The 26,129-nt window shown below is 65.0% G+C and carries 22 protein-coding genes; 12 read left to right on the forward strand and 10 right to left on the reverse strand.

Features of this window, described 5'->3' with window-relative positions; translation table 11 throughout:
- Positions 1–11 precede the first annotated feature (11 nt).
- Positions 12–1,013, reverse strand: coding sequence for an aldo/keto reductase (locus tag AC3WUT_RS04645; RefSeq protein WP_492345902.1), 1,002 nt, complete (start codon positions 1,011–1,013; stop codon positions 12–14).
- Positions 1,014–1,155: 142 nt separating this feature from the next.
- On the opposite strand from AC3WUT_RS04645, the gene AC3WUT_RS04650 reads away from it, so the two are divergent.
- On the forward strand, positions 1,156–2,109 hold the full coding sequence (locus tag AC3WUT_RS04650; RefSeq protein WP_492345903.1) for a LysR family transcriptional regulator: 954 nt from the start codon (positions 1,156–1,158) through the stop codon (positions 2,107–2,109).
- A 15-nt stretch (positions 2,110–2,124) separates the two neighbouring features.
- Here the strand turns inward: AC3WUT_RS04650 and AC3WUT_RS04655 are convergent, their stop codons facing one another.
- The 3 genes from AC3WUT_RS04655 to AC3WUT_RS04665 form a co-directional block, all read right to left on the reverse strand.
- Positions 2,125–4,395 (reverse strand): bifunctional diguanylate cyclase/phosphodiesterase, encoded by a 2,271-nt coding sequence (locus AC3WUT_RS04655; RefSeq protein WP_492345904.1) that lies wholly within the window; start codon positions 4,393–4,395, stop codon positions 2,125–2,127.
- Between the two features lie 105 nt (positions 4,396–4,500).
- On the reverse strand, positions 4,501–5,628 hold the full coding sequence (locus AC3WUT_RS04660) for a four-carbon acid sugar kinase family protein (RefSeq protein ID WP_492345905.1): 1,128 nt from the start codon (positions 5,626–5,628) through the stop codon (positions 4,501–4,503).
- On the reverse strand, positions 5,625–6,431 hold the full coding sequence (locus AC3WUT_RS04665) for a DeoR/GlpR family DNA-binding transcription regulator (RefSeq protein ID WP_492345906.1): 807 nt from the start codon (positions 6,429–6,431) through the stop codon (positions 5,625–5,627). The genes AC3WUT_RS04660 and AC3WUT_RS04665 overlap by 4 nt, the downstream gene beginning before the upstream one ends.
- Before the next feature lie 181 nt (positions 6,432–6,612).
- Here AC3WUT_RS04665 and AC3WUT_RS04670 point away from each other — a divergent pair, with 181 nt between their 5' ends.
- The 8 genes from AC3WUT_RS04670 (at position 6,613) to AC3WUT_RS04705 (ending at position 17,879) form a co-directional block, all read left to right on the forward strand.
- Complete coding sequence (locus AC3WUT_RS04670; RefSeq protein ID WP_492345907.1) at positions 6,613–7,605, forward strand: Bug family tripartite tricarboxylate transporter substrate binding protein; 993 nt, start codon at positions 6,613–6,615, stop codon at positions 7,603–7,605.
- A 30-nt stretch (positions 7,606–7,635) separates the two neighbouring features.
- The gene (gene pdxA / locus AC3WUT_RS04675) at positions 7,636–8,667 is read left to right on the forward strand and encodes a 4-hydroxythreonine-4-phosphate dehydrogenase PdxA (protein ID WP_492345908.1); all 1,032 of its coding nucleotides are present in this window, start codon (positions 7,636–7,638) and stop codon (positions 8,665–8,667) included.
- The gene (locus tag AC3WUT_RS04680; RefSeq protein ID WP_492345909.1) at positions 8,664–9,839 is read left to right on the forward strand and encodes a sialidase family protein; all 1,176 of its coding nucleotides are present in this window, start codon (positions 8,664–8,666) and stop codon (positions 9,837–9,839) included. The genes pdxA and AC3WUT_RS04680 overlap by 4 nt, the downstream gene beginning before the upstream one ends.
- 13 nt (positions 9,840–9,852) lie before the next feature.
- Complete coding sequence (locus AC3WUT_RS04685; protein ID WP_492345910.1) at positions 9,853–11,022, forward strand: iron-containing alcohol dehydrogenase; 1,170 nt, start codon at positions 9,853–9,855, stop codon at positions 11,020–11,022.
- Positions 11,023–11,072: 50 nt separating this feature from the next.
- Positions 11,073–11,846: an HpcH/HpaI aldolase family protein gene (locus AC3WUT_RS04690; protein ID WP_492345911.1), complete on the forward strand. Its 774-nt coding sequence runs from the start codon at positions 11,073–11,075 to the stop codon at positions 11,844–11,846.
- A 113-nt stretch (positions 11,847–11,959) separates the two neighbouring features.
- Positions 11,960–12,928 carry a Bug family tripartite tricarboxylate transporter substrate binding protein gene (locus AC3WUT_RS04695; RefSeq protein WP_492345912.1) on the forward strand — a complete coding sequence of 323 codons (969 nt, stop codon included), beginning with the start codon at positions 11,960–11,962 and terminating at the stop codon, positions 12,926–12,928.
- A 62-nt stretch (positions 12,929–12,990) separates the two neighbouring features.
- A complete protein-coding gene (locus AC3WUT_RS04700) occupies positions 12,991–14,163 on the forward strand; it encodes a porin (protein ID WP_492345913.1) in 1,173 nt (390 codons plus the stop codon).
- Positions 14,164–14,486: 323 nt separating this feature from the next.
- Positions 14,487–17,879, forward strand: coding sequence for an EAL domain-containing protein (locus AC3WUT_RS04705; RefSeq protein WP_492345914.1), 3,393 nt, complete (start codon positions 14,487–14,489; stop codon positions 17,877–17,879).
- A 46-nt stretch (positions 17,880–17,925) separates the two neighbouring features.
- Here the strand turns inward: AC3WUT_RS04705 and AC3WUT_RS04710 are convergent, their stop codons facing one another.
- From AC3WUT_RS04710 to AC3WUT_RS04725, 4 genes are all read right to left on the reverse strand, one after another.
- Positions 17,926–18,582, reverse strand: a complete 657-nt coding sequence (locus AC3WUT_RS04710; RefSeq protein ID WP_492345915.1) for a DUF799 domain-containing protein — start codon at positions 18,580–18,582, stop codon at positions 17,926–17,928.
- Complete coding sequence (locus AC3WUT_RS04715) at positions 18,569–18,931, reverse strand: DUF4810 domain-containing protein (RefSeq protein WP_492345916.1); 363 nt, start codon at positions 18,929–18,931, stop codon at positions 18,569–18,571. The genes AC3WUT_RS04710 and AC3WUT_RS04715 overlap by 14 nt, the downstream gene beginning before the upstream one ends.
- Positions 18,932–18,936: 5 nt before the next feature.
- Positions 18,937–19,611: a CsgG/HfaB family protein gene (locus tag AC3WUT_RS04720; protein WP_492346161.1), complete on the reverse strand. Its 675-nt coding sequence runs from the start codon at positions 19,609–19,611 to the stop codon at positions 18,937–18,939.
- A 671-nt stretch (positions 19,612–20,282) separates the two neighbouring features.
- On the reverse strand, positions 20,283–21,077 hold the full coding sequence (locus tag AC3WUT_RS04725) for a sulfite exporter TauE/SafE family protein (protein WP_492345917.1): 795 nt from the start codon (positions 21,075–21,077) through the stop codon (positions 20,283–20,285).
- A gap of 184 nt (positions 21,078–21,261) precedes the next feature.
- On the opposite strand from AC3WUT_RS04725, the gene AC3WUT_RS04730 reads away from it, so the two are divergent.
- The 3 genes from AC3WUT_RS04730 to AC3WUT_RS04740 all read left to right on the forward strand — a co-directional run bounded on the left by AC3WUT_RS04730 (position 21,262) and on the right by AC3WUT_RS04740 (position 24,665).
- Positions 21,262–21,732, forward strand: a complete 471-nt coding sequence (locus tag AC3WUT_RS04730) for a sigma-70 family RNA polymerase sigma factor (protein WP_492345918.1) — start codon at positions 21,262–21,264, stop codon at positions 21,730–21,732.
- Positions 21,733–22,009: 277 nt separating this feature from the next.
- Positions 22,010–24,136: a cation:proton antiporter gene (locus AC3WUT_RS04735; protein ID WP_492345919.1), complete on the forward strand. Its 2,127-nt coding sequence runs from the start codon at positions 22,010–22,012 to the stop codon at positions 24,134–24,136.
- A gap of 94 nt (positions 24,137–24,230) precedes the next feature.
- The gene (locus tag AC3WUT_RS04740) at positions 24,231–24,665 is read left to right on the forward strand and encodes a DUF2267 domain-containing protein (RefSeq protein ID WP_492345920.1); all 435 of its coding nucleotides are present in this window, start codon (positions 24,231–24,233) and stop codon (positions 24,663–24,665) included.
- A gap of 187 nt (positions 24,666–24,852) precedes the next feature.
- On the opposite strand, the gene AC3WUT_RS04745 is transcribed toward AC3WUT_RS04740, so the two are convergent.
- Positions 24,853–25,506, reverse strand: a complete 654-nt coding sequence (locus tag AC3WUT_RS04745; RefSeq protein ID WP_492345921.1) for an NAD(P)-dependent oxidoreductase — start codon at positions 25,504–25,506, stop codon at positions 24,853–24,855.
- A 4-nt stretch (positions 25,507–25,510) separates the two neighbouring features.
- Positions 25,511–26,128 carry an FMN-dependent NADH-azoreductase gene (locus AC3WUT_RS04750; protein WP_492345922.1) on the reverse strand — a complete coding sequence of 206 codons (618 nt, stop codon included), beginning with the start codon at positions 26,126–26,128 and terminating at the stop codon, positions 25,511–25,513.
- Position 26,129 lies beyond the last annotated feature (1 nt).

The raw sequence follows: 26,129 nt of genomic DNA on the forward strand, positions 1-26,129 counted from the left end.
CAGCCTTTGAATCACCCCGCCTGCTCCACCCCGGCAAAACCCGCCTCCGGGTAACGGGCGCCGGCCACGGCGGCGGGGTCGAACAGGCGGTCGAGCCAGGCCATGTCGTCGACTGACAGGCGGACATCGGCGCTGGAGGCGTTGCTCTCCAGATAGGGGATGCGGCGCGTGCCGGGGATGGGGATCACATGCGGGGCCTTGTGCAGCAGCCAGGCCAGCGCAAGCTGGGCGTTGCTGAGGCCACGGGCCTGGGCAAATTCGGCCAGCGCGCTCACCAGTTGCCGGTTGTGGGCTTCGGCTTCGCCGGCAAAGCGGGGGTTGTGCTTGCGAAAATCGTTGTCGGCCAACTGTGCAGTGTCCACCGTGGCCGTCAAAAACGCCCGCCCCAGGGGGCTGTAGGCCACAAACGCGGTGCCCAGCTCGGCACAGGTCTCCAGCACGCCGGTTTCGGGTTCGCGACTCCACAGAGAGTATTCGCTCTGCAGCGCGGCCACCGGGTGCACGGCGTGAGCCCGGCGCAGCGTCTGGGCCGACACCTCGGACAGGCCGATGGCGCCCACCTTGCCGGCGGCCACCAGATCGGCCATGGCGCCCACCACCTCTTCGATGGGCACGGCCGGGTCGCGGCGGTGGCAGTAATACAGGTCGATGCGTTCCAGCCCCAGCTGGCGCAACGAGGCTTCGCAGGCGGCGCGGATGTAGGCGGGTGAGTTGTCGATGCGGCGCTCGTACTGGCCCGCTTGCCGGACGATGCCGAACTTGGTGGCCACCACCACCTGGCGGCGGCGTGCGGCGCCACCCTGCTGGATGAATCGCCCCAGCAAGGCTTCGTTGTGGCCCAGGCCATAGGTGTCGGCGGAGTCGAACAGGGTGATGCCCAGCGCCAGCGCACGGGCCAGCGTGTGCAGCGACTGCTCATCGTCGCTGGGCCCATAGAACTCGCTCATGCCCATGCAGCCCAGGCCCAGGGCCGAAACCAAGGGGCCGTTGGCCCCCAATTGACGTTGTTGCATTCCTCTGCTCCAGTCTTTGAAGGTGGCACCGGGCCACCTGGGTTGATCCATGGCCGCTAGCGTAGGCCGCCAAGACCCATGCAACAATACGCACAATCAAGCATGAGCTGTTGAGCGATATTCAGCAATCAAATCCTTCAAGATGCCCCCTGCGCCCAAACCCGCCAGCCTGAACGACCTGCAGGCCTTTGCCGCGGTGGCCAGAACGCGCAATTTTCGGCAGGCTGCCGCCGAACTGGGCGTTTCGCCCTCGGCGCTGAGCCACACCCTGCGCGGGCTGGAGACTCGCCTGGGGGTGCGCCTTCTGAACCGCACCACGCGCAGTGTGGCCCCCACCGAAGCGGGCCAACAGTTGCTGACCCGTCTGGCCCCGGCGCTGGATCAGATCACTGACGCGCTGACCGCCCTCGACGATCTGCGGGCCTCACCCACCGGTACCTTGCGCATCAATGCCCCGCGGGCCGCCTGCGACTGGGTTCTGGCGCCGATGATCCCGCTGTTTCTGGCCCGGCACCCCGGCATGCGCGTCGAGCTGGTGGGCGATGACCATCGGGTCGACATCGTGGCCCAGGGCTTTGACGCGGGGGTGCGCTTTGGCGAAAGCCTGCAGCAGGACATGGTGGCAGTTCGCCTGGGGCCGCCGCAACGCTTCGTCGTGGTGGCCTCACCCTGGCACCTGGCCCGGCATGGGCGGCCGGCGCATCCGCGCGAGCTGATGGATCACCCCTGCGTTCGGCTGCGTTTTCCGAATGGGGTCTTTTACCGCTGGGAGTTCACCCAGGGTGAAGAACACATCGAGGTGGCGGTCGACGGCCCCGTGGCCCTGGGCGACATGCGCCTGATGGTGCAGGCGGCAGAGCAGGGCCTGGGGCTGGCCTTTGTCTATCAACAGTACGCCCAGCAGGCGCTGGATGCGGGCCGCCTGATCAGCGTGCTGGACGACTGGCGCCCCGCCGAACCCGGTTTTTTTCTGTATTACCCCAGCCAGCGGCTGGTGCCTGCGGGGCTGCGCGCCTTCATTGACCTGGTGCGCGAGCCAGGCGTGCAGCACGTGCAATTTGAGCCATCCCCAGCTGCCTCACCCAACCTGGGCTAAGCCATGGCTCGGCGCTCAAGCCCTGATTGAGGCATAGGCATTGCGCCCCGCCGCCTTGGCCGCATACAGCTGGGTGTCGGCCAGCGTCAGCAGTTCTTTGCCGTCGTCTGCCGTGGTGCCATCGCTGCAGGCCACGCCGACACTCACGGTGACCTGCAGGGCCATCTTGTCCAGGGCCAGCGGGGTCTTGAACTGCTCGACGATCTTGGCGGCCACGCGGTCCGCCTCCAGTGGGCTGGCAAGCTCCTCCAGCAGGATCACGAACTCGTCGCCCGCCAGACGCACGACCCGATCGGTCTCGCGCACCGCCTGCTTCAGCCGCCGGGCGATTTTTTTCAGAACGTCATCGCCGACGGCATGGCCATGGGTGTCGTTGATGGTCTTGAACTTGTCGGCATCCAGAAACAGCAGGCCGATGTGCTTGCCAGAGCGTCTGGCGCGGGCAATGGCCTCGGGCAGGACCTGGTTGAGCCGAAGGCGATTGTCCAGCCCGGTCAAAGCGTCCTGGTACAGCAACTGCGACAACTCTGCCTCGGTGCGTTTGAAGTCGGTGATGTCGAAGCTGAGCAGGTAAACACCCTGCACCACACTGTCGCTGCTCCAGTCTGGGATGTAGATGTTTTGCAGGGTGCGCAGGCCGCTGGTGGTCTCGCTGGTGTCAAGAAACTCAACGCGCTCTCCGTCCAGGGCCCGCTCCACATAGGCCAGCCGTTGTTCACGCAAGGCCGGGCTCCAGTGGGCCGCCAGGGTCTGGCCCACGGGCGGTGGCGCGTCCGGGCCATACCAGTGCTGGTAAGTGTCGTTGACGAAGTTGATGACCTGCCGGCGGTCCACACAGGCAATCAGTGCGGGCACGTTGTTGGTGATGGCCAGCAGTTGGCGTTCGCTGCGCTCGAGCGCGGCACGCTGCGCTTGCAACAGTTGCTCGCGGTCGCGGGCCTGGGTGACATCACGCAAGGTGATGGCCAGGCCATCACCCACCGGCACGATCTGCTGCACCACCCGTCGCACCTGGCCCTGCGCGCCGAGCCAGGTGAACTCGTCTTCGATGGCCACGCGCGTGCTCAGGGCCTCTGCGTACAACGGGTGCAGGTGGGGGCCCAACGACGGCGGGACCAACTGATCCAGCGTTTCGCCGACCGGATCCACGGTCTGTGGGCCCATCCATTGCCGGGCGCGGGGGTTGGCCAGATTGCAGCGAAAGCCGCGCAAGCTGCCGTCGGCCCCCCTGATCGCAGCCAGCATCATGAAAGGATCCAACTGCGCCTGAGCCGCGGCCTGAAACCTTTCTTCGGCCAGGCTGGCCCGCCGCCGCGACTGCTCAAGCCGGACCACCAACAGGGTCAGGCCGGCCGTGACCAGGCAGATGAGCACCGTGGCCACGCTCAAAAACTCGATCAAGCGCTGGCGCCTGATCTGAAAATGGGCAAAGACCTCATCGGAAGCCAATCCGGTATAGACCACCAGCTGGTATTGGGGCAGAACCCGGTAAGAGAGGTAGCGCGACACCCCGTCGATATGGCTCTGCGCCAAAAATTGGCCCTGGGGCGATTTTTCGACCTGCCCTGTCAGCGTGGACTGAACGCCATGGTCACCAAACTGCAGCGCATCGCCGCTGCGCCGGGCCCGCAGCACCTGGTCAAGCCCCGTCACACTGACCAGCCCACGCCGGCCAAATTGGGCCGCGTTGTAGAAATCCACCAGAAACTCGGGATTGACGGTGGCCACCACCACACCGGCAAACGTGCCATCGGCATGAAAGCGCGCCCGGCTGAGGTGCACCACCCAGCTGCGGCTGACCCGGCCGATGGCCGGTTGGCCCACGTACAGGCCCTGGACTCGCTTCTCTTTGTGAACCTGAAAATACAGTCGATCGGCGGCCGAGCCTGCAGCCGTCAACTTGCCCTTGCTCAAGGCCGCGGCCACCACCTCGCCCTGCTCATCGGTCACGTACAGGCTGCCCAGGCTGGGCTGGTGTTGCAAGGCCTGCTGAAGCAAGGTGGTCAGCGATTCATCCGACTTCGTCAACGGGGCGTTGGCGGCCACAAACCCGGCCAACTGATCGATCTGCTGCAACGCCCGCAGGATGTAAGACTCATAGGCCTGCGTAGAGGCCTCCGAGCGCCGGTAGGCCTCCGCCTCGGTCCGCTGCTGGTCCTGTTGCAGATAGGTCCACCCGAGAAGCCACATGGTGGCCATGATCAGGGCCCCAAATGCCGGCTGCCCCCATCGCAACAAGCCCAGAACGGTGGGCCTGGGCATCGCGGCAAAAATTGATATGTGCATGAAAAATCAGAAACGCTCTGCCGTTTTCGGCTGCTTTCCGATTTTCTGAAGCACTTTCCAGGCAAGCCCTCGGCCTGCATCGGCCATCCAGGGCAAGGCAGCCCCTCACGCCTGCAGCCGGGCCACCACCTCCAACAGATCCGATTCAGGTCCGAAGGCCCCCGAGCGGCTGTGGCAGACCACCCCGTCCCATCGCCCCCCCACCAAGCGCGCACAGCCCCAGCCCGAGCGAGCCAGCGGCATGGCGGATTGCAGACCCCGGGCCCCGAGGGCCTGGCACAGCGCCAGCAGGGTGTCGCCGCCCACCACCACCAGGGTGTGCGGCCGGGGCGCCTGAAGCGCGATGTCGGCCGCCTGGCGGGCCAGCAACTGGGCCGCCTGCTCGGCGATCAAGGGCCCTGGCGCGCACAAATCAAGCAGCAAAGCGGGTTCAGAGCCTGCGCCGCGCCAATCGAGGGCCTCAACCCCCGCATGGCAGTGCGGCCCCCAGTGGGATTGACGCAAGGACCGCCACTGGGCACGCGACACGGCATGGTGGCTGGCGCTGACCATCAACAGCGGCCCGGTTTCACCCGCCGTGTTCGCGATGTTGGGCTGATTGGTCAAGACCTGCGGTGCCGGCGCCTGACGCGCCAGGGCCTGCGCCAGACCTGCGCTGCCGCACCACAGCCAGGCTGGGCCGTCGCGGGCCAGTTGCATGGCCAGCGCCGCCACCGGGTCCAGCGCGGCATCGCTGCTCACATCGGGAATCCAGGCCTGCCAGGGGGCTTGAGGCCCCGGCGGCTGTGGGCCGGTGTGCACCACCCAACCACGGGCGCGCAAGCCATCGGCCAGATTGGCGGCCACCGCGGTATCGGGTTGGCCAGCGCGCACCCACCAGGGCTGCCCGCCCAGGGTGACCCGGCCTTGGGAGGGGAAGGCCGGGGCCATGACCAGGCCTCGAAAGCCCCCCTGTCGGGCCAGCCAATCGACCTCGTCCAGGGTGTTGCCGCGCAGCAGGCTGTCCACCTTCTTGAACGCAATGTCCGCACCCTGCAGCCAGGGGACGCAGGGCGCGAGCAGCGCCTGCATCTGCGCCAGGCCCACATCGCGGGTCGCGGTGGCCACGACATCCAGACCGGGAGCTGCGGCCGAAGCGGGCTGACCCAGGTGCACCGGCACCCCGGCACCAAAGGCGGCCGCGCAGTCCAGCGCGCCGGTCAGGTCATCGGCCAGGATGCGCAGCCGGTTCATGCCTGCACCAGGCTGAGCTGCAGCGGCAAGGCACGCAGGCGCTCTTCGTCCGCAGGCGGCAGGCCGGTATCGGTGATGAGCTGATCAACCTCTTGCAGGCGGGCAAACTGCATGAAAGCGCGCGGCCGGAACTTGGACGAATCCACCAGCAGCACGCGGCGGTGCGCCGCCCGCATCAAGGCCTGCTTGGCGGCGGCCACCTCGGCCGAGGTTTCTGAGACCAGGTCTTGCGTGACAGCATGGGCCCCCATCAGCAAGAGATCAGCCTGGAAGGCGCTGGCCTGATGCACCAGGGCCTGACCGATGACCGTGGGGCTGTTGGGCCGCAAGGTGCCCCCCAGCACATGAACCTGGATGTGCGGCGATTGGCCCAGCACCTGGGCAATGGCCAGGTCGTTGGTCACCGCAGTCAGGGGAATGGCGCGCTTGACGGCGGCACGGGCTGCCTCCAGCACGGTGGTGCCGCTGTCAAAGATGACGCTTTGCAAAGGCAGCAGTTGCTGTGCCGCCAGTTGGCCGATGGCCGCCTTCTCGCGCGGCGACAGCTCGGCAGCGGCCGCCGTCTCGGGCTCGAAGGTGCCATAGCTGGCCACATGCTGGCGCAACACAGCACCGCCATGGGTGCGGTCCACCACGCCCTCAGCGGCCAGGGTGTCCAGGTCGCGCCGCAGCGTGGACAGCGATACGCCCAGGGCCTGCTCCAGCTGGGTGATGGTGACGGCGCCGTGCCGCTGCAGAAAGTCAATGATGTGCTGGCGCCGCTGCACGGGCATCAGGGGCGAAGGCGCCGACTCGGTGTTCATGGTGGATTTTGGAAGGTATGACAAGAAATGCCTGCGAATGATGATTGATCGTGACTGATTTCTTCATCAGGGTAAACGACAGTGATTCTTTTTGACGTTTTGTGGCGTAATTTGAAGCATTCAAGGGCCCAAGAGCGCCTGAATTGGCCTTATTTTGCTTTAATAACACCAGAGACAAATCATGATCTACCAAAAAGCTTCACGCCGTTCTCTTCTGGCAGCCAGTGCTGGGGCCTGGATGGTGTCGGCCATGGCAGGCGCTGCCTGGGCGCAGGCCCCGTTCCCCAGCAAAACGCTCACGTTCGTGGTGCCCTACCCGGCAGGGGGCGCCAATGACATGCTGGGTCGCCTGATCGGGCAGAAGATGGCCGACGCCCTGGGTGGCACCGCCATCATCGACAACCGCCCCGGCGCCGCCGCCTTGCTGGGCGCCGGCGTGGTGGCGCGGGCACCGGCCGACGGCCACACCCTGCTGGTGGGCGGCCTGGCCACCCACGCGGCCAGCCCCAATCTGCTCAAGGCCGACTACGACCCGCTGAAGGATTTCGAGCCCGTGGGCCTGATCGGCAGCGCGCCCATCATCGCCATCACCTACCTGGATTCGCCGTTCAAGACCCTCAAGGACGTGGCCGACGCCGCCCAGAAAGACCCCACTGCGGTGATGTATGGCTCGTCGGGCAATGGGTCACCCCTGCACCTGGCGGGCGAGATGTTCATCGACCAGGCCAAGGTCAAGATGACGCACGTGCCTTACAAGGGGGGCAATGCCCACATCCTGGACCTGATCGGCGGCCGGGTGCCGGTGATTTTCGACACGGCCACCAACTGCATGCCCCTGCTCAAGGCCGGCAAGGTGCGGGCCCTGGCCGTGGGGGCCAGCGCGCGCCTGCCGGATCTGCCCCAGGTGCCCACTTTTGCCGAGTCGGGCTACCCGCAATTCGATTTCTCGGCCTGGTACGCGATTTTTGTACCTGCCAAGACCCCCAAACCCGTGGTGTCCAAGCTCTCGACCGCCCTGGCCACCGCCCTCAAGAACCCCGACGTGGTGAGCCGCCTCAACAGCGTGGGCATCACCGTCTCCACGGGCGACAGCGCCGCATTGGCCCGCTTCCTGCCCGGCGAATACGAACGCATCGGCCGCCTGATCAAGGCCGCCAACATCAAACCGGATTGATCCCCCATCTACCCTCGAAGGACTGACACCATGACTGCACCGATACGACTCGCTTTCACGATGGGCGACCCGGCGGGCATCGGCCCCGAGATCACGGCCAAGGCCACGCGCCAGATGGCAGAACTGGTCCGCAACGGCCTGGCCGAATTCATTGTGTTGGGCAGTGCCAAGGCCTTGCACGAAGCCGAGCTGCGCATGGGCCTGGCGCCTGATGACCACGGCCGGCCTTTTTACCGCATGGTCGACGTCGGCCCGGTGAACACGCCCGTGGTCACAGGCCAGATCAGCGCGGTGGGCGGCGAATGGGCCTACCGGGCGGTGGCCAAGGCCGTGGAGCTGGTGCAGGCTGGCGAGGCCGATGCCATCGTCACCGGCCCCTTGTCCAAAGAGGCCTTGCACCTGGCCGGCCACCTGTTCGAGGGCCACACCGAGATGCTGGCCCACCTGACCGGCCAACGCGACGCGGTGATGATGCTGGCCCACGGCGACATGCACGTCACCCACGTGACCACCCATTGCGCCCTGGCCGATGTGCCCAAGCGCATCACACCGCAGCGCCTGCGCCGGGTGTTTGACGTAACCCACCAGGCCCTGCGCACGCTGGGCATCGCCAACCCGCGCATTGCCGTGGCCGGCCTGAACCCCCACTGTGGTGAGGGCGGCATCCTGGGCAAGGAAGATGACGAGATCGTGGCCCCCGTGGTGCGCGACTATGCCGACCGGGGCTTCTCGGGCCCCTGGCCCGGCGACACCGTGTTCATCAAGCTGCGGGCCCGCCAGTTCGACGCCGTGGTGGCCATGTTCCATGACCAGGGCCACATCCCGGTCAAGCTGATGGGCTTTCAGGTGGACCCGGCCACCGGCGCCTGGCAGGCCATCAGCGGGGTCAACATCACCCTGGGCCTGCCGATCCTGCGCACCTCGGTGGACCATGGCACCGCCTTTGACATTGCGGGCAAAGGGGTGGCCAGTGCAGACAGCCTGGTCGAAGCGGCCGAATACGCCTTCAAACTCATCAAAGGCCAACGCGCAGTGAAGGCCGCTGCCGAGGTGACACCATGACCCCGGGTCAACTGAGCCCCCACCCAAGCGACCCGCAACGCCTGGTGGCCGACATCCCGTCGGCCCGGGTGCAGGCCCATGCCGCCAACCTGATGGCGCTGCCCGACGGCACGCTGGCCTGTGTGTGGTTCGGCGGCTCGATGGAAGGCCGCTCGGACATCAGCGTGTTCATGTCGCGCCTGGCACCGGGCAGCACGCAATGGAGCACGCCCGTGCAACTGTCGGACGACCCGGAGCGCTCCGAGCAGAACCCCATCCTGTTCCCGCTGCCGGACGGCACTTTGTGGCTGCTGCACACCGCCCAGCAGGCCGGCAACCAGGACACGGCCCTGGTGCGCCGCCGCATCTCGCATGACAACGGCCTGAACTGGGGCCCCACCGAGACCCTGGCCGCCGCGCCGGCCGGCACCTTTGTGCGCCAACCCATTCAGGTGCAGGCGGATGGCAGCTGGTTGTTGCCCACCTTCCGCTGCCGCCCCTTGCCAGGCCAGGCCTGGGATGGCAGCCTGGACGACAGCGCCGTGTTGCGCTCCACCGATCAAGGCCAGAGCTGGCAGGCGATCGAGGTGCCCGACAGCCTGGGTTGCGTGCACATGAGCATCGTGCCGGCCTCTGGCGGCGCCCCGCGTCTGCTGGCCTTCTTCCGCAGCCGCTGGGCCGACCACGTGTACCGCGCCACCAGCGAGGACGGCGGCCTGAGCTGGAGCGCGCCGCAGCCCACGGCGCTGCCGAACAACAACTCGTCCATTCAGGCTCTGCGCCTGGCCGATGGCCGCCTGGCCATGATCTTCAATGCCAGCAGCGCCCTGGATGCGACGGCCCGGCGTGAATCGCTGTACGACGAACTGGACGAACACCAACCGCCTGCTGCCAGCCCAAGCCCAAGCGCCGCCGAGCCCCCTGCGCGGCGCGCCTTCTGGGGCGCCCCCCGCGCCCCGCTGACGCTGGCCCTGTCGGAGGACGACGGCCTGAGCTGGCCCTGGCAGCGCCCCCTCGAAGAAGGGGACGGCCACTGCCTGAGCAACAACTCGGAGCAGCGCCTGAACCGCGAGTACTCCTACCCCTCGCTGCACCAGACGGCCGATGGTGCGCTGCACCTGGCCTACACGGTGTTCCGCCAGCACATCCGCCATGCCCGGGTGATGCCGGACTGGGTGAAGCAAACGACCTGAAGGACAAGACACCATGAGTTCCACCCCCTACGCCCTGCTCAACCCGGGCCGCGTCATTGCCGGCCCCGGCAGCATCGAACAACTGACCGAATTGGCGCAAGGCTTTTTTCAGGCCCGCCGCGTGCTGATCATCAGCGACAAGGGCGTGGCCGCCGCCGGCCTGGTGGATGCCCCGCGCCAGCAGCTCGAAGCGGCCGGCCTCGCCGTGACCCTGATCGCCAGCACACCGCCTGAACCCGACGTGGCCGATGTGCAGGCCATTGAGGCCACGGCCCGCGCCGCCGGCCCCTTTGACCTGGTGGTGGGCATCGGCGGCGGCAGCGCCATGGATGTGGCCAAGATCATCGCTGTGTTGCTGGCCCACCCACTGGACCTGCGCGAGCTGCTGAGCAAGAAGGCCGACATCGGCGCCCGCGGCCTGCCTACCGTGATGGTGCCCACCACCTCAGGCACCGGCTCGGAGGCCACGCCCAACTCCATCATCCTGGTGCCTGAAGACGAGTTGAAGGTCGGCATCGTCAGCGCCCGCCTGATGCCCGATGCGGTGATCCTGGACGCCCGCCTGACGCTGACCCTGCCGCCCGCCGTCACGGCCTCGACCGGCATGGACGCCCTGACCCACGCCATCGAGTGTTACTGCTCGAAAAAGGCCAACCCCTTCAGCGACCTGTATGCCCTGGAGGCCATCCGGCTGATCGCCCGCAGCATCCGCCGCGCCGTGCACCAGGGCAAGGACCTGGACGCGCGCGCCGACCTGCTGCTGGGGGCCTACTGGGGCGGGGTGTGCATCGCCACCTCCAGCACCACCGCGGTCCACGCCCTGGCCTACCCGCTGGGCGGCAAATACCGCATGCCGCATGGCCTGTCAAACGCCATCCTGCTGCCTTCGATCATGGCCTTCAACCAACTCGGCAGCGAGACGCGCTTTGCCGCCATGGCCCGGGCCATGGCCCTGCCGGTCGAAGGCCTGAGCGACAGCAACGCCGCCAGTGCCTTTGTGCAGGCCCTGCGCGAGCTGAACCACGACCTGGGCGTACCCGACTCGCTGCGCAGCCTGAACATCCAGCCGGCCGAACTGGACGGCCTGGTCGATGGCGCCGCCAAGGTCACCCGCCTGCTGGACAACAACCCGCGCCCCCTGAGCCGTGACGACATGCGGGCCCTTTACGCCGCCCTGATCTGAAAACCAACAAGCCCATCCCGCCCCGCACCACCCTCACCCCCAACACCGCCATGAACCCCAGCTCTCTGCCCACCAACACCTTCAAACAGGCCCTGCAACAGAACCGCCGCCAGGTTGGCCTGTGGATCACTTTTGCCCACCATCCGATTGCCGAGGTGCTGGCCGACTCGGGTTTCGACTGGCTGCTGTTCGACATGGAACACAGCCCCACCGACCTGGTGGATGTGGGCCAGCAATTGCTGGCCGTGCGCGGCCGGCCCGTGGCCCCCATCGTGCGGGTGCCCATTCTGGACATGGGCTGGATCAAGCGGGCGCTGGATGCCGGTGCCCCGAACCTGATGATTCCCAACATCCGCAATGCGGCCGAGGCCCGCGAAGCCGTGTCGTACACCCGCTTTGCGCCCGAGGGACTGCGCGGCGTGGCCGGCAGCACCCGGGCCGGCAACTACACCCGCTACAAGGATTACATGGCACGCGCCAACGACGAAATTGGCCTGGTGCTGCAGATCGAGTCGCGCGAGGCGCTGGATGACCTGGACGCCATCTGCCGCGTGCCGGGGGTGGATGCGGTGTTCATTGGCCCCTCGGACCTCGCGGCCAGCCTGGGGCATCGCGGTCAGGCCAGTCACCCCGACGTGCAAGCCGCCATTGCCCAGGCCTTTCAGACTGCGCGTGCCGCCGGCAAGGCCGCCGGCGTGCTGGCCGCCGATGGCAGGGCCGAGCACTACTTCGAAGGCGGCGCCACGATGGTGGGCGTGGGCACCGATCTGCACCTGCTGATCGCCGGGGCTGATGCCGTGGCAGCCCGGTTCCGCAACACCTGAAGACCTGATTCCGGCCCGGGCCACCGGGTCACGCTGTCCGAATCCAGGCCGCCTGAGCGGCCAGGAGGGGGCGTTGCGCCTGAAACGAGGCGCTTTCTGAAAGGCGGTTTCACATGCAAACAAGCAGACGCATTCTTTTGCAAGGACTGATGGCCGGACTGGCCTGCGCCAGCCCCGGCTTGCGGGCCCAGGACAAGGCCCTGCGTCTGGTGGTGCCCTTTGGTACCGGAGGCGGCTCGGACAACCTGGCCCGCATCCTGCAGCCCAGGCTGGCGGACCTGCTGAAGCAAACCGTCATCGTCGACAACCGCCCGGGGGCCGGCGGCGCTGTCGGAGCGGCCTACGTGGCCAAATCGGCCCCAGACGGACAGACCCTGCTGTTGGCAGATGCCAGTGTGCTCACCATCAGCCCGGCGTTGTTTCCCAAGCTGCCCTACGGCAGCAACGATCTGCAGCCCGTCATCAACCTGGCGCAGTTTCCACTGGTGCTGGTAGCCCCGACCCGCCTGCCCGCCCAATCGCTGGCCGATCTGCTGGCGCTGGACAAGGCCCGGCCCGGCTCGCTGTCGATTGCTTCATCAGGCAACGGCGCCACGCCGCATCTCGCGGCCGAGCTGCTGAAGCTGGCCACGGGCCTGCAACTCAACCACATTCCGTACAAGGGCTCGGGCCCGGCCATCAACGACACCGTGGGCGGCCAAGTGAGCCTGGTGTTCACCGGCTACGCCACCGTGGCCAGTCTGATCAAGGCAGGCAAGCTCAAGCCCCTGGCCGTCACCTCACCCCAGCGCATGGCCGAACTGCCGCAGGTGCCCACCGTGGCCGAGGCTGGCTTTGCCGGCTTCGAGGCCTGGATCTCACAAGGCGTTTTCACGGCCGCGGGCACACCGGCCGACACCCTGCGCCGGATCAACCAGGCCGTGGCAGGCGTTCTGCGCCAGCCCGAGGTGCGCGAGCTGCTGCGCCAGCAAGGCCTGGAGCCACTGGACAACAGCCCTCAGGACTACGCCCTCTGGCTCCAACAGCAAAGCACCCAGTGGGGCCGTGTGATCCGCGAGGCCGGCGTGAAACCCGATGCCTGAGCCCTGCCCCACCCTGCCAGCCTGCATGCCCATTTCCCCCAACCACAACGGAGACCTTTGAAATGAAAAAAACCTTTGTCGCCCTGGCGGCCATGAGCGCCTGCGGCCTCAGCCTGGCCCAGTCCTCGGTCACGCTGTTCGGCGTGCTCGACCTCGCCTACGAAAACGTCAAGACCAACGCCGGCCGCGTCTCCGGCGTCTCCCCCTCCGGCAACAGCGCCAGCCGCCTCGGCTTTCGCGGTGTCGAAGACCTCGGCGGTGGCCTGAGCGCCGGCTTCTGGCTCGAAGGCGCCATCAACCCCGCCAGCGGCATCGGCAGCAGCGGCACCACCTCCAACAACCAAAAATCCGACATCGCCGCCGGCGGCCTCACCTTCAACCGCCGCTCCACCGTCAGCCTCGCCGGATCCTTCGGCGAGCTGCGCATCGGCCGCGACACCACCCCCAGCTGGCAGAACTACCTCAACGCCGACCCCTTCGCCGCCGCCGGCGTCGGCACCCTCATCCTCGACTACACCGGCTCCGCCGCCACCAACACCTTTGTGCGCGCCTCCAACTCGGTGGGCTACTTCCTGCCCGCCAACCTCGGCGGCATCTACGGCCAGGCCATGCTCGCCTTCGGCAACCAGCCCAGCAACGCCACCATCAACACCATCGACACCTCCAGCAACGGCCGCTACGCCGGCGCACGCCTGGGCTACCGCCAAGGCCCGCTCGATGTCGCCGCCGCCTACACCCGCACCACCTTTGCCGGCCTCACCCAGTCCTTGGGCAACAACGGCCTGGCCGGCCCCGGCACCTCGGGCGCAGCGGCCCCCCTGGCCGGTGACATGGCCGACACCAGCATCTACGGCGCCTACGACTTTGGCCCTGCCAAGGTCATGGGCATCGTGGCTCAGCAAAAGCTCTCCAACGTGGCCACCACCGGCAACGACCTCAGCACCAAGGGCTGGAGCCTGGGCGTGAACGCCCCCGTGGGGGCCTTCAACGTGCTGGCCTCCCTTGGCCAGGTCAAGCTCGGCTCGGCCAAGGCCCAGAAGTTCGCCATCGGCGGCATCTACAACCTCTCCAAGCGCACCGCCGCCTACGCCACCCTGGCCCGCGTCAGCAACTCCGGCGGCGCCTCCATGGCCGCCAACTCCTACGGCTCCGGCGCCCTCGGCCCCGTCACCGGCGCCAACAACGTCAATGGCAACTCCACCGGCTTTGACATCGGCCTGCGCCTGGCGTTCTGACCCCTGGCCAGCACCGAGGGTGCTGTTGACCGCCCTTCGAGGGCGGCTGGCAGCTTCATTCATTCCATCCAAGGTTTGAGCCTCGCCGCCGGCGGGGCTCTTTTTTTAGCGTCTTTTCACCCCTCATCTCAGCACATCCCTGGCTGGCTTGAAAGTTCAAATACGGCTAATCTCGGCGAAGCTGCATGCCTCAGCTTCGGGCGAAGATCCGGACTGATCCATGCATCCCGCCAATCAACGCCTTAAGGGAGGTGTTACATGTCGCCCCGATTGCCCCATGTGAATGGCCCTGGACCGGGCCCCGAAGCATGCTGCGTTTGACCATGACCCCTCACCCGGAACTGCAAGGGGGGTTCAATGCCAAGGTATTGCTGGCCTTTGCCGCTGCCGCCCTGGTGGTCACCGCCCTCTTGGGACTGACCTGGAAGTTGGCCCGTGATGCGGCCATTGCCACCCAGAGCGTGCACCACACCCAGGAGGTGCTGAATTCGCTGGCCATCACCCGTGGCGACATGCTGCAGGTCGAGCTGAGCACGCAGAACTTCCGAATGACGGGCGACAACAGCTATCTGCTTGAGAGAGAAAAGGCCTCCCGCTCACGCGAAGCGGCCCTGGGCAGCCTGGCCCAACTCACCACCGACAACCCCGAGCAACAGAACCGCTGGCAGCAACTGCGCGAGGTGGTGGACCAGCGCATCGCCATTGCCCGCCAGGTCGAGTTGCTGCGCAAGACCCAGGGCGTCGAGGCGGCCACGGCCTATGTGGCCCAGGCGCCCTTGCGCGAAACCCGAGACAAGGTCTATGGTCTGCTGGACCAGATGCGCGACGAAGAACTGCGCCTGCTCAGTGCCCGGGACACCGAGCAACTGCGCAGCCGCCAATGGCTGTTGGGCGGGGGCTTGCTGGTATCGGCCCTGCTGTTGGGCTTGCTGGCGGCCACCTACAAATTGATCCAGCGTCAGTTGCAACAGCTGGCGCGCAATCGCGAGGCCCTGGCAGAGCGCGAGGAAGACCTGGCCATCACCCTTCGGTCCATCGGTGACGGTGTTCTGGCCACCGATCTCAAGGGCTGCATCACGCGCCTCAACCCCGTGGCAGAGCGACTGACCGGGTGGAGCGAAGCCGAGGCCCGCGGCCGCCCGGCCGAAGAGGTGTTCGTGATCGTCCACGAGAGCACCCGTGCGTCTGTCGAGGTGCCGATTGTCCGCGTGCTACAGACCGGCCAGCAACAGGATCTGGCCAACCACACCAGCCTGATCGCCCGTGATGGCAGCGAATGCCCCATTGCCGACAGCGCGGCACCGATCCGCGATGCCGCGGGCAAGATGCGCGGCACGGTGCTGGTGTTTCGCGACGTGACCCAACAGTACAAGGCCGAATTGCAGATCGAACGCCAGAACGCCTTGCTGGAACAGCATGTGCGGGAGCGAACCCAGCAATTGCATGAAAGCGAAGAACACCTGCGCAGCGTGATGGCGGCGGTCCCGGCCTTGATCGGCTATGTCGACGCCCAGCAACGCTACGTGTATGTCAACGATCTATACCGGCGCCGGTTCGCACCCGAGCGGGCCGACATCACCGGATGCAGCGTGATCGAGATCCTGGGCCCGGATCGCTATGCCATCGCCGCACCCATGATTCAAAAGGCGCTGCAAGGCCAGGCACAGAGCTTTGACTGGCAGCCTGAACCCGACCTGTGGCACGCGGTGAATTATTTCCCGAAGCGCGACGAGCAGGGCCATGTGCTGGGCTATTACCTGCTGGGCAGCGACATCACCGAGCGCAAACGCAGCGAGGCCGCCATCCAGGACCTGAACGCCGAGTTGGCCCAACGCGTGCAAGAGCTGGAGCACCTGGGCCGGGCACTGCGCACCCTGAGCGCCGTCAACCGGACCATGCTGCGCGCCAATACGGAGGACGAGTTGCTGCAACACATGTGCCAAGCGATCGTCAGCACCGGCGGCTATGGCATGGCCGCCGTGTGGTATCGGCTCGACGACGCAGCCCAGACCTTGAAGCTGATGGCCCAAAGCGGCAACCAGCATGGCCTCGAATTCCTGAGCCGTCTGCCCCTGACCTGGGCCGATACCGAAAATGGGCAGGGGGCCACGGCCCAATCGGTGCGAACCGGCCAGACCACCGTGATCGCCAATGTGCTGGATAGCCCGGGCTACGTGCCCTGGCTGGAGTACCTGGACGGCAACCGATCCGCCCTGGCCTGCCCCTTGCGCGTCGGCCAGAAGGTCATTGGCGCACTGGCGCTCTATGACCGTGAACCCAACACCTTCAACCCCGACGAGGTGAGGTTGCTCAGTGAATCGGCCGACGATCTGGCCTTTGGCATCGCCACGCTGCGCAGCCAGGTCGAGCAGGCGCAGATCGAACAGGCCATGCAGCACCTGACCCGCCACGATGCCCTGACAGGCCTGCCCAACGAGACCCAGTTCACCGAAAGCCTCAGCATGGCGCTGGCGTTGGCGGAGCATCAGGGCCCGTCCAAGTTTGCGGTCTTGCAGATCAACATCGAGCGCATCGGCGAAATCAACGACGCCCTTGGCTTCAGTTTTGGCGATCAGCTGTTGTGCGAATTCGGCCAGAGACTGAGTCAGAGTGTGCCGCCTGACGCCAGTGTGGCCCGCCTGCGCGGCGACGAATTCGCCATCCTGCTGCCCGATGGCAATGCCCAGGCCGCGCGGGCTCAGGTGGAGAGACTGAACGCCGCCCTGACCCGCCCCATGCCCCTGGACGACATCGAGATCGACATTTCGGCCCGCACCGGCATCGCGCTGTACCCCCAACACGGGACGACCCCGCACGATCTGTATCGGCACATGGACATTGCCTTGCAGATGGCGCGCAAGAAAGGGCTGCGGCAGGTGATCTTCGACCCGGCCAAAGGCGCCCGGCAGCCGCATCAGCTCAACCTGGCCGGCCAACTTCGCCGCGCCATCGAGGGCGGCGATCTGCTGCTGCACTTGCAGCCCAAGATCGACATGCGCAGTGGCGCCGTCTGCGGTGCCGAAGGCCTGGTGCGTTGGCAGCACAGCCAGCGCGGCCTGGTGCCCCCCATGGAGTTCATCGGCCTGGCCGAGCAGACCGGCCTGATCACCCCCCTGACCGATTGGGTGATCGAGGCCGCTCTGCGCCTGAACCACCACTGGGCCCTGCAGGGTTGCGCGGTGCCCATCGCCGTCAACCTCTCGGCCCGCAATCTGCGCGATGAGAACCTGCTGACACGGCTGCGCCATCTGCGCAGCACCTGGAACGGTGCGCCCCACCTGCTGGAGATGGAAATCACCGAATCCGCGGTGATGGAAGACGCCGAGTACGCGCTGGGCGTCTTGCAAAGCCTGCGTGCCGAGGGCATTGCCCTGTACATCGATGACTTTGGCACCGGCTATTCAGCGCTCAGTTACCTGCAGAAGCTGCCGGTCGACTACATCAAGATCGACCAGTCTTTTGTGCGCGACATGTGCAACAACAAGGATTCGGCCGCCATCGTGCGCTCGACCATCGATCTGGTGCACGACCTGGGCCGCAAGACCGTGGCCGAGGGCGTCGAAACCCAGGCCCACTGGGACCAACTGGCCAGCCTGGGTTGCGATTTTGCCCAGGGCTACCTCATGGCCCGGCCGATGCCGCCGGAAGCCTTTCAGGCCTGGCGGCAGGCCCATGAAGGCACCCATCAGGCCAAGAACCCACACCCCAAGGATTGAAACGCCACCTCGCCCCCGATCGGGCAGGCGCCCCTCTAGGCAACGATCAGTGCTTTGGATAGGCAGGGTGACGCGGCCCCGGAATCAATGCCCCAGGGCTTTGTGCGGACAGCAGGCGCTGCGTTGTCATTCCGGCAATGGGGAAGCTCTGATCCAGGGCAGTGGCCATCACCTGCTTGACCAGCGCCGTGATCAACATCCCGGCAATGCCGCCACTGCTTTGAGATTGCTCTTCGGAAGATGCCCGCGCCACACCACTCCAAAGCACCTCGCCCGTTCGAAGGTCGACCAAGCGGCCCTCGGCCGCCACCACCGTGTTGCTGCCGATCACATAATATTTGGAGCCATACTCTTTCACATCGATGTACAGAACTGCGTCCGCTCCAAACACCTCTCTCAATTTTCCGATGTCAATTGCGTGAATATCATCAGCAATGGTCAGGCCTTGCGCTTTGAAATGCTCATCGACCAATGAGATTGGCAGCACATAAAAGCCGGCTTCTGCGACCGGCTGAGATGTTTGAGCGTAAACACCATAAGTCGCTTTGACATCAGGACTGCTGTTTTTAGGCGGCAGAATCAAGATCGTCTTGGGATCAGCAGCGCGAAATGCAGAGTAGTCTTTGGCTTGAGGTGCTGCGCACCCTACCAGCACCGTCGACCCAAGCAAAGCGGCATACAAGACATATTTATTTTTTGACATCGGAAGCCCCCACTTTCGATTGACCGATCAGACGATCGATGTAATTTTTTGACTCTGGAAAATTGTCTTTCTCCTTCTGCAAAGCCGACATCTGATCAGCATCACGACCGACCTGGCCATAGAGAACGGCCAGATGCGCCATGTAGCCCGGCGGCAGGGATTTCCCAGAATCCCGCACGATCTGGGCATGCTTCTCCATGACATCAATCTGGGCCTGAGGTGATTCACTTTTGAAATGTGAATACAGCTGAGATTCATAGGGCCCCCACTGGTACAAGGTAGGTGGCCCCGCACAAGCCGCCAACGCCATCGACACAGTGATCACCGAAAATAATGTATAGGACCGCATGGGCATCACCTTGTCGCTGGCATTTGGAATGCACCTGAATCAGCGGCAGCAGCCAACTTATCAACTGCCTGACGGATGGCCAGATCAAGAACTTTCCCGTTCAGGGTAGCGTCATAGCCTGCAGTGCCACCGAAACCGATCACCTCACGATTGGACAAAGAGAATTCACCCGCCCCCTGGGCCGAGTAAATCACCTCAGAGCTTGATGCATCGACCACATTCAAAACAACTTTGGCATATGCGATCTGCTCTTTGGCGCGACCCAAGATGCCAAAAAGCTGATGATCGCCAACCTCTTTGCGCCCAAACTCAGTCACATCGCCCGCGATCAAAAAGTCAGCCCCTTTTATTTTCTGGGCTTGACCTTTTATCTTGGCTTCCTGGCTCGATTCACTCATGTTTTCGCGATCGAGCACAGAAAATCGATTGGACTGCTGCAAGTGGGAAATCAATATTGTTTTGGACTGATTACCCAGACGATCCACACCATCGCTGAAGATCCCACGCTGGAATGGCGATCTATTTTCGAACTTGCCAACCGATATGGGCAACTTCTGGCCCGCAAAGTGACTCGACGCGGCAGCGACAGTCTTGGTCTCAAGCACCCTGGAATTTTCCGTTGCGCAACCTGCCATGCTTGCAAGCACACACGCACCAGCCAACAGAGGAATCCATTTCATATTCAACGCTCCTTGCACATCACGACCAACTTGACTTTCGAATCGTGAATAGAAAATAAATCTCTCTTTCTCGCGATCCAAAAATCGGCAGCTCGTGAGTACAGCATCGGCGCCCACTCTCCAGAACGGGAAATGTAAGAAACCCCGCAGCTCACGCCGGCCATGGACCTGAAGCGGCGCCCCCAAAAACGGATGATGAGCCCGTTCAAAACGCAGAACAGGCCGCTCAATCTGCAAGCCGCAAAATCCTGAAACAAAAATAGTTTCAGCCTGTATTGATCAAAATACTGATATGGCTTTTTGTTGCACTCTATCGGCCGCCAAGATAGCCCTTGGCATTGCCTGCGGCAGCGGCCACGCGCTTGCTCAAGACCATGTGCCAAACCCGCTTGGATGGGGCCTGCTGCGCAGCAAATTGGCCTTGATCGGCAGATCCGCCTGCTCAAGGCCAGACCAAGGCCATGCGCACTTCACTGCAGACGGCAATCACTGGCGCCACTGTTGACGTGGCCCGCCAACGACGTGCGCGCCTTGCTCAAGCGGCTTGCCGAGGTGCCAGCCACGGCATCGATGAACATCGCGGGTTTGGGCACCCGCTGTTCGGCATGCCCCCTTGCAGGGGCTGCCGGGGCGCCGCGCCAAGATCAAGCCGCCAGGCCTGACGCCTGGCCTCAACCCTGCGGCATGCCCCACGCATCCATGATCAGCTTGAGCGACACCAGCAGCAGGCCGACCTGCACCAGGCGGTAGAACCAGGCGTCCGCCAGGCGGCGGGTCAGCCAGGCGCCGGCCACTGTGCCGGCCAGCGCAAAAGGCAGCAGGGCTGCGGCCCCCCACAGCGCCTGGGCCGAGTAGGGGCGTAGAAACTGGTAGGGCACGATCTTGGCCAGATTGATGGCTGCAAACAACAGTGTGGCGGTGCCGGCAAACTGCGCCTTGGGCAGCTTCTGAGGCAACACATAAACCTGGAATGGCGGCGCTCCGGCGTGTGAAATGAAGCTGGTGAAGCCGGTCACCGTGCCCCAGAAGCACCCCTTGAACAGGTGGGCCGGCTGAGGTGGGGCATCGCTTTGCCGACGCAGCCAGGCATACAGGCAAAAACCCAGCCCCATCAAACCGATCAAGAAGGTGACCACCCGGTCTGACACCCAGGCCGCGGTGGCCCAGCCCAGCAAGACGCCGCCCAGCCCGGCCGGCACCAGGATGCGCAGATTGGGCGCGCTGAAGTCGCGCCGGTACAGCCACAGGCCCGCCATGTCAGACACCACATAGATCGGCAACAGCAGCACGGCGGCCTGCACGGGCGACATGGACAAGGCCATCAGGGGCACGGCCAGCATGCCAATGGCCGGCAGCCCCCCTTTGGACAGCCCCACCAGCAGGGCAGCCAAGGCAGCCACCCACGAGAAATGTTGCAGCAGTTCAGACACTCGGTACACCCGCAAAAACAAGTTCAGCCCCAACATCCCGCAGGCGCCACGGCAAGACATTGTGCCCCGGTCACCTACCAGCGCAGGCAGCACGCCCCATGAAACCTGCCCAGGCAAGGACATTGGGGAGTGCACCGGCGCGAAAGCCGCCGGCAAGGCACACTCCGGCCCCGCGATGAACGGAACCTTCCGACCGCCGCCGGGTCAAGCCCTCTGCCCCATGACACATCCGACCGAATCCCACCGCCTGATCCAGCTGCTGGAACGCATCGCCCAGGGCGAGCGCCTGGCCTTGACCGAACTGCACGATGCCACCGCCAACCGCCTGTATGTTCTGGCCTTGATGCTGGTGGCCACGCCGCCCTGGGCCGAGCAGGTGCTGCAAGCCTGTTACGTGCGGGTTTGGCAGCAGGCACGGCAGTACCGCCGCAACACCGGCCCGGCCATTGACTGGATGGCCATGCTGTTGCGCCAGTGCGCCCAGCACCTGCTGCAGGGGCGAGCCGGTGAGCAGGCCCGCCAGGCCCGGGCACTGGACCAGTTGCTGGAAGCCCCCCGCGACCCCGCCCCATCGGCGGCGCCGGCCGCCGCGCGATCGACCACCACGCTGCCCGCCCCGGAAAGCCGCGAGGCCGAGCCCAAAGCCCCCCCGAAACGCCCGCGCCGCCTTCGCCTGAGCCGCCCAGCCTGAGACTGTGCTGCAGCACGCCCCCCCGCAGTGGAAGGGGTTTGGCCTCTTTTGCCTGTTTTTTCACGGCATTCAGTGCATCGATTGCAATGGCTTGCACTCTTTGCACACCTTGCTTGATCCAGGTGCTGCCGCCTGCGGCTGGCCCGGCGCAGACGGGGCTATCATGGCCCTGGCCTGGGTGCCTGCACCCGCCACGGCCTGTGATGGATGCCTTGCCGCCCCCCTACTTTCCCCCGCCCAATTCAGGACCGGTGCCTGACTGGCACCTGATCACCCCGTGCCCAGTCTTGCCGAACTGCTTGTTCTGACCGCCTGCCTGCTGGCCATCGTGGCCCTGGTGCAGGTCGCCTCCGCCCGCATGGGCGCCCCCGAATCCACCTTGCTGTCGCTGGTCGGCATCACCTTGGGGGCCAGCTATGTGGCCATCGACTCGGTGGCCCCTGAGTTTGCTGCCTTCTTTTTTGCCCCCCTGATCAGCCCCGACTTTCCGGCCGAGGCCTATCTGTGGCTGTTTCTGCCGCCGCTGCTGTTTCAGGTGGCGCTGACCGTGGACGTGCGCAACATGCTGCAGGATGCCGCGCCCATCCTCTTGCTGGCCGTGGTGGCCGTGTTTGTGGCCACCGGGGCCATCGGCCTGGGCCTGGCACTGGTCGCGCCGCAAAGCCTGGTGGTGTGCCTGCTGCTGGGCGCCATCGTGGCCACCACCGACCCCTCGGCCGTGGTCGGCATCTTCCGTGACGTGGGCGCGCCCGGACGTCTGATCCGCCTGGTGGAGGGCGAAAGCCTGCTCAACGATGCCGCCGCCATTGCCCTGGCCGCCGTGCTCATGAGCATGCTGACCCGGCACGGGGCCTCGGTCAGTTGGGTAGACGGTCTGGCCAGCCTGGGCTATTCATTTGGCGGCGGGGTGGTGCTGGGCCTGGTGGTGGGCCGGGCCGTGGCCTTTGTGTTGCCGCTGATGAACAACATCGCCTCGGCCGAAACGGCTTTGACCATGGCGGTGCCCTACGCGCTGTACCTGCTGGGGGGCGAATGGCTGGATGTGTCGGGCGTGGTGGCGGTGGTCTGCGCCGGGCTGGTCATCAACGGCCTGGCCAAGACCCGGTTGGCGCCGCGCAATTGGGACCACGTGCAACTGGTGTGGGAACAGATCGCCGTGCTGGCCGGCGCCATCGTCTTTTTGCTGGCCGCGGTGCGGGTGCCCCATCTGTTGCAGGATGTGGCCTGGCACGACGTAGGGTACCTGCTCGCCACCGTGGTTGCCGCGTTTGTGGGGCGGCTGGCCGTGCTGTACCTGATGCTGCCCGCCCTCAGCAGGCTGCACTTGAGCGCCCCTATCTCTTCGGCCTACAAGCTGGCCATGGCCTGGGGTGGGCTTCGGGGCGCCGTCACCCTGGTACTGGCCATGGGCGTGGCCGAAAACACCGCCCTGCCCGCGGCCACCCGGCATTTTGTGTCGGTGATTGCCACCGGCTTTGTGCTGTTCAGCCTGCTGGTCAATGGCAGCTCGCTGCGCTGGGTGATCCGGCAACTGGGGCTGGACCGACTCTCCGCCCAGGATCAGGCCCTGCAGCAGCAGGCTATCAACCTGTCCACCGAAGAGGTCGAGGCCACGGTCAAACGCATCGCCGCCACCTTTCACTTTCAGCCCGAGGCTGCCGCCGAGGTCAACCAGCTGTACCGCAATGGCCTGGCCCTGGGCCAGGCCCCGCTGGCCACCGACCTGACCGAACGCGAGCGCCTCGCCATCGGCCTGACCACCTTGGCCACGCGCGAGCGTGACCTGATCCCCGAGTACGGCAACGGCATTTTGAGTGTGCGCAACCTTGACGCCATGATGAGCAACACCGGCCACATGATCGATGCCGCCCGCAACGAGGGGCGCCTGGGTTACAACCGCGCCGCACGCCGCATCCTGGAGCCACACATCAGCTACCAGTTGGCCCTGTGGCTGCACCGCCACCTGCACCTCGACCGCCCCCTGGCAGCCGCCCTGGCCGACCGCTTCGAGCTGCTGATCTGCCGCCGCGCCGTGCTGGAGCGCCTGCACCGCTACAACCAGAGCCGCCTCAAACCCCTGCTGGGCGAGCGCATGGCCGGCTTGCTCGACACCGTGCTGCTGGCCCGCAGCCAATCAGCCGAACAAGCCATCCAGGCCCTGCGCGACGCCCACCCCGACTTCACCCAGGCCCTGGAACGCCGCCTGCTGCTGCTGTTTGCCCTGCGCCAGGGCCGCACCGCCCTGGAAGCCATGGTGTCAGAAAGCATGATTTCCAAAGAGGTCTACACCTGGGTCGATCAGGAGCTGGGGCGTGCCTGGCAGTTGGGGGTGGCGCGACCGACGTTGAAGAGACGCCATGGGCCAGAAGCCACTCAGACGGGGGCCGAGGGGCCGCAAGGCTGAAGGGGACGTTGATTCGTGGGGGGATTGATTTGGGATGGGCTAGACTTTCCGCAAACGTCAGGCCTCAGCAACAAAGCCCTCACATCCGATCCCCATGCCATGGCCTCCTGAGTACCAGCGCGCCTCCATTGACTTCGAAAAATTCATGGTGACTGCGCGTGATCGCGCTGGTCTTGCGACGACGAACATGGCCTGGAACATGGTCGTAGGCGTACTCCATGCGTTCCGTCGTAGGCTTACGCTTCACCAAGCACTTCGCTTTGCAGATCAGTTACCACCAGCAATTCGTGGCCTCTTCATTGAAGGATGGAACCCTGGCGAGCAACCCGCAACGATTGGCAATCGGGATGACATCCTGAAAGAGGTTCGCTCGCTGCGTCACAAACACAACTTCTCGCCGGATAACGCCATTGAGGCCGTTGGCTTAGCATTGTTCTCGGTTGTTCCATCGGACGCTTTCGCCCGCGCGCTAGACGCCCTGCCACCCGAAATGCGCAAGCTTTGGAGTAGCGTTAGCTCGCACAACTGACCCCTGCCAGTCACTCCAGACGATGCCTCACCCCTTGCTCGGGCCGACTGCTCAGTTTCAATGGAGAACGGCAGTATTGGGGCGTCTGCAGAGGGCAGGTCAACGATAAAGGTCTTTCCCGTTTGATCGGGTACATCCGCGTTGGTGAATCCGCTCATGGCGCGAGCCTTGCCGAGAGGTTGTTGCGTCAATGATTAGCGATACCTGGTGCGGCACGCAAGAACTCCTCGTCGGTCACTTGGTCAACCAGGAACTTCGCAAGATTGCCTCTGGAGAGCTTCATGCTGAGTTTGGTCTTTCCATACCAACCCACATCCAAGCGGCCCTCGGCGGGGCCATCCTTGAGGTTCGGGATGCGGACCAGTGTCCAGTCCAGGTCTGAATTGGCGATCAATTCGCCGGTCGCCTTGATGTCCTCATACCCCTTGCGCGCGACTATCTTGAACAACAGCACGAATGCCTGGGTTTGGAAAGCAAAGCCATCCTTGGGATCACGATAAGCAGCGGTAGAAATCTGGACAAGGCGATGCACGCCCGCATGCTTCATCGCGGCGATGACGTGGCTTAAGCCGTTCATGACCGGTTTATCGCCTTGAACCTTGAGACTATTGGGGCCAAGGGCGCTGACGACCGCATCGGCGCCCAGGACGCATTTCGCAATGGCGCTTTGGTTTTGCAGGTCGCCGACCACAATTTCGATTCTTCCTGCGAACGATGCGAGTTTTTTCTCGTCGCGCGCATAGACCGTCAGGTGGTAACCCTGCTTCAAGGCTTCTTCGATGATGTGCCTTCCGGTCGGCCCCGTCGCACCGAACAGCGCGATTGATTTTTTTCCGGCCATTCGATTACGCGACCTTCGCCAATAAGGCTGTGATGGCCGTCTCGGTGCTGACGATCGCGGCCTTCACTGCCTCGGGGCCGAGAACCGTGCCTTCGACACGCACCACTTCGACGTCGGTCAGGCCGATGAAACCGAGCAGGTGCAGCAAATAGTTGGTCTGAAAGTCGAACGGTGCCCAGGAGCCCTCCGAGAACACGCCTCCCGCAGCGGTCACGAGATAGACCTTCTTGCCGGTGAGCAGCCCTTTCGGTCCGGTGTCGCCATAGCCGAATGTAACGCGTGGCCAGGTGACGTGATCGAACCACGCCTTGAGTTGTGAGGGCAGGCCGAAGTTGATCATGCCCGACCCGAGCACGATCACATCGGCAACTTTCAACTCATCGACCAACTCTTGCGCGACCTTCACAGCCTCGACTTGTTCCGGCGCGCGTTCTTCGGGCGAGGTGATCCGGCCTTGGATATAGGCCGGCGTGATGTGCGGCGGTGGATTCTCGGCGAGGTCGCGCACGGTCAGTGGGCCGCCCGAGCGGGCCCGGATGCCCTCGGCGATTTCGGTGGCAAAGCGAGTGGAAAGGCTGTCAGCCCCGCGCGGGCTGGAAGTGACAAGCAGGGTGTGGCTCATG

The sequence above is a fragment of the Curvibacter sp. EU05-FHT14A10 genome, from assembly GCF_058791075.1.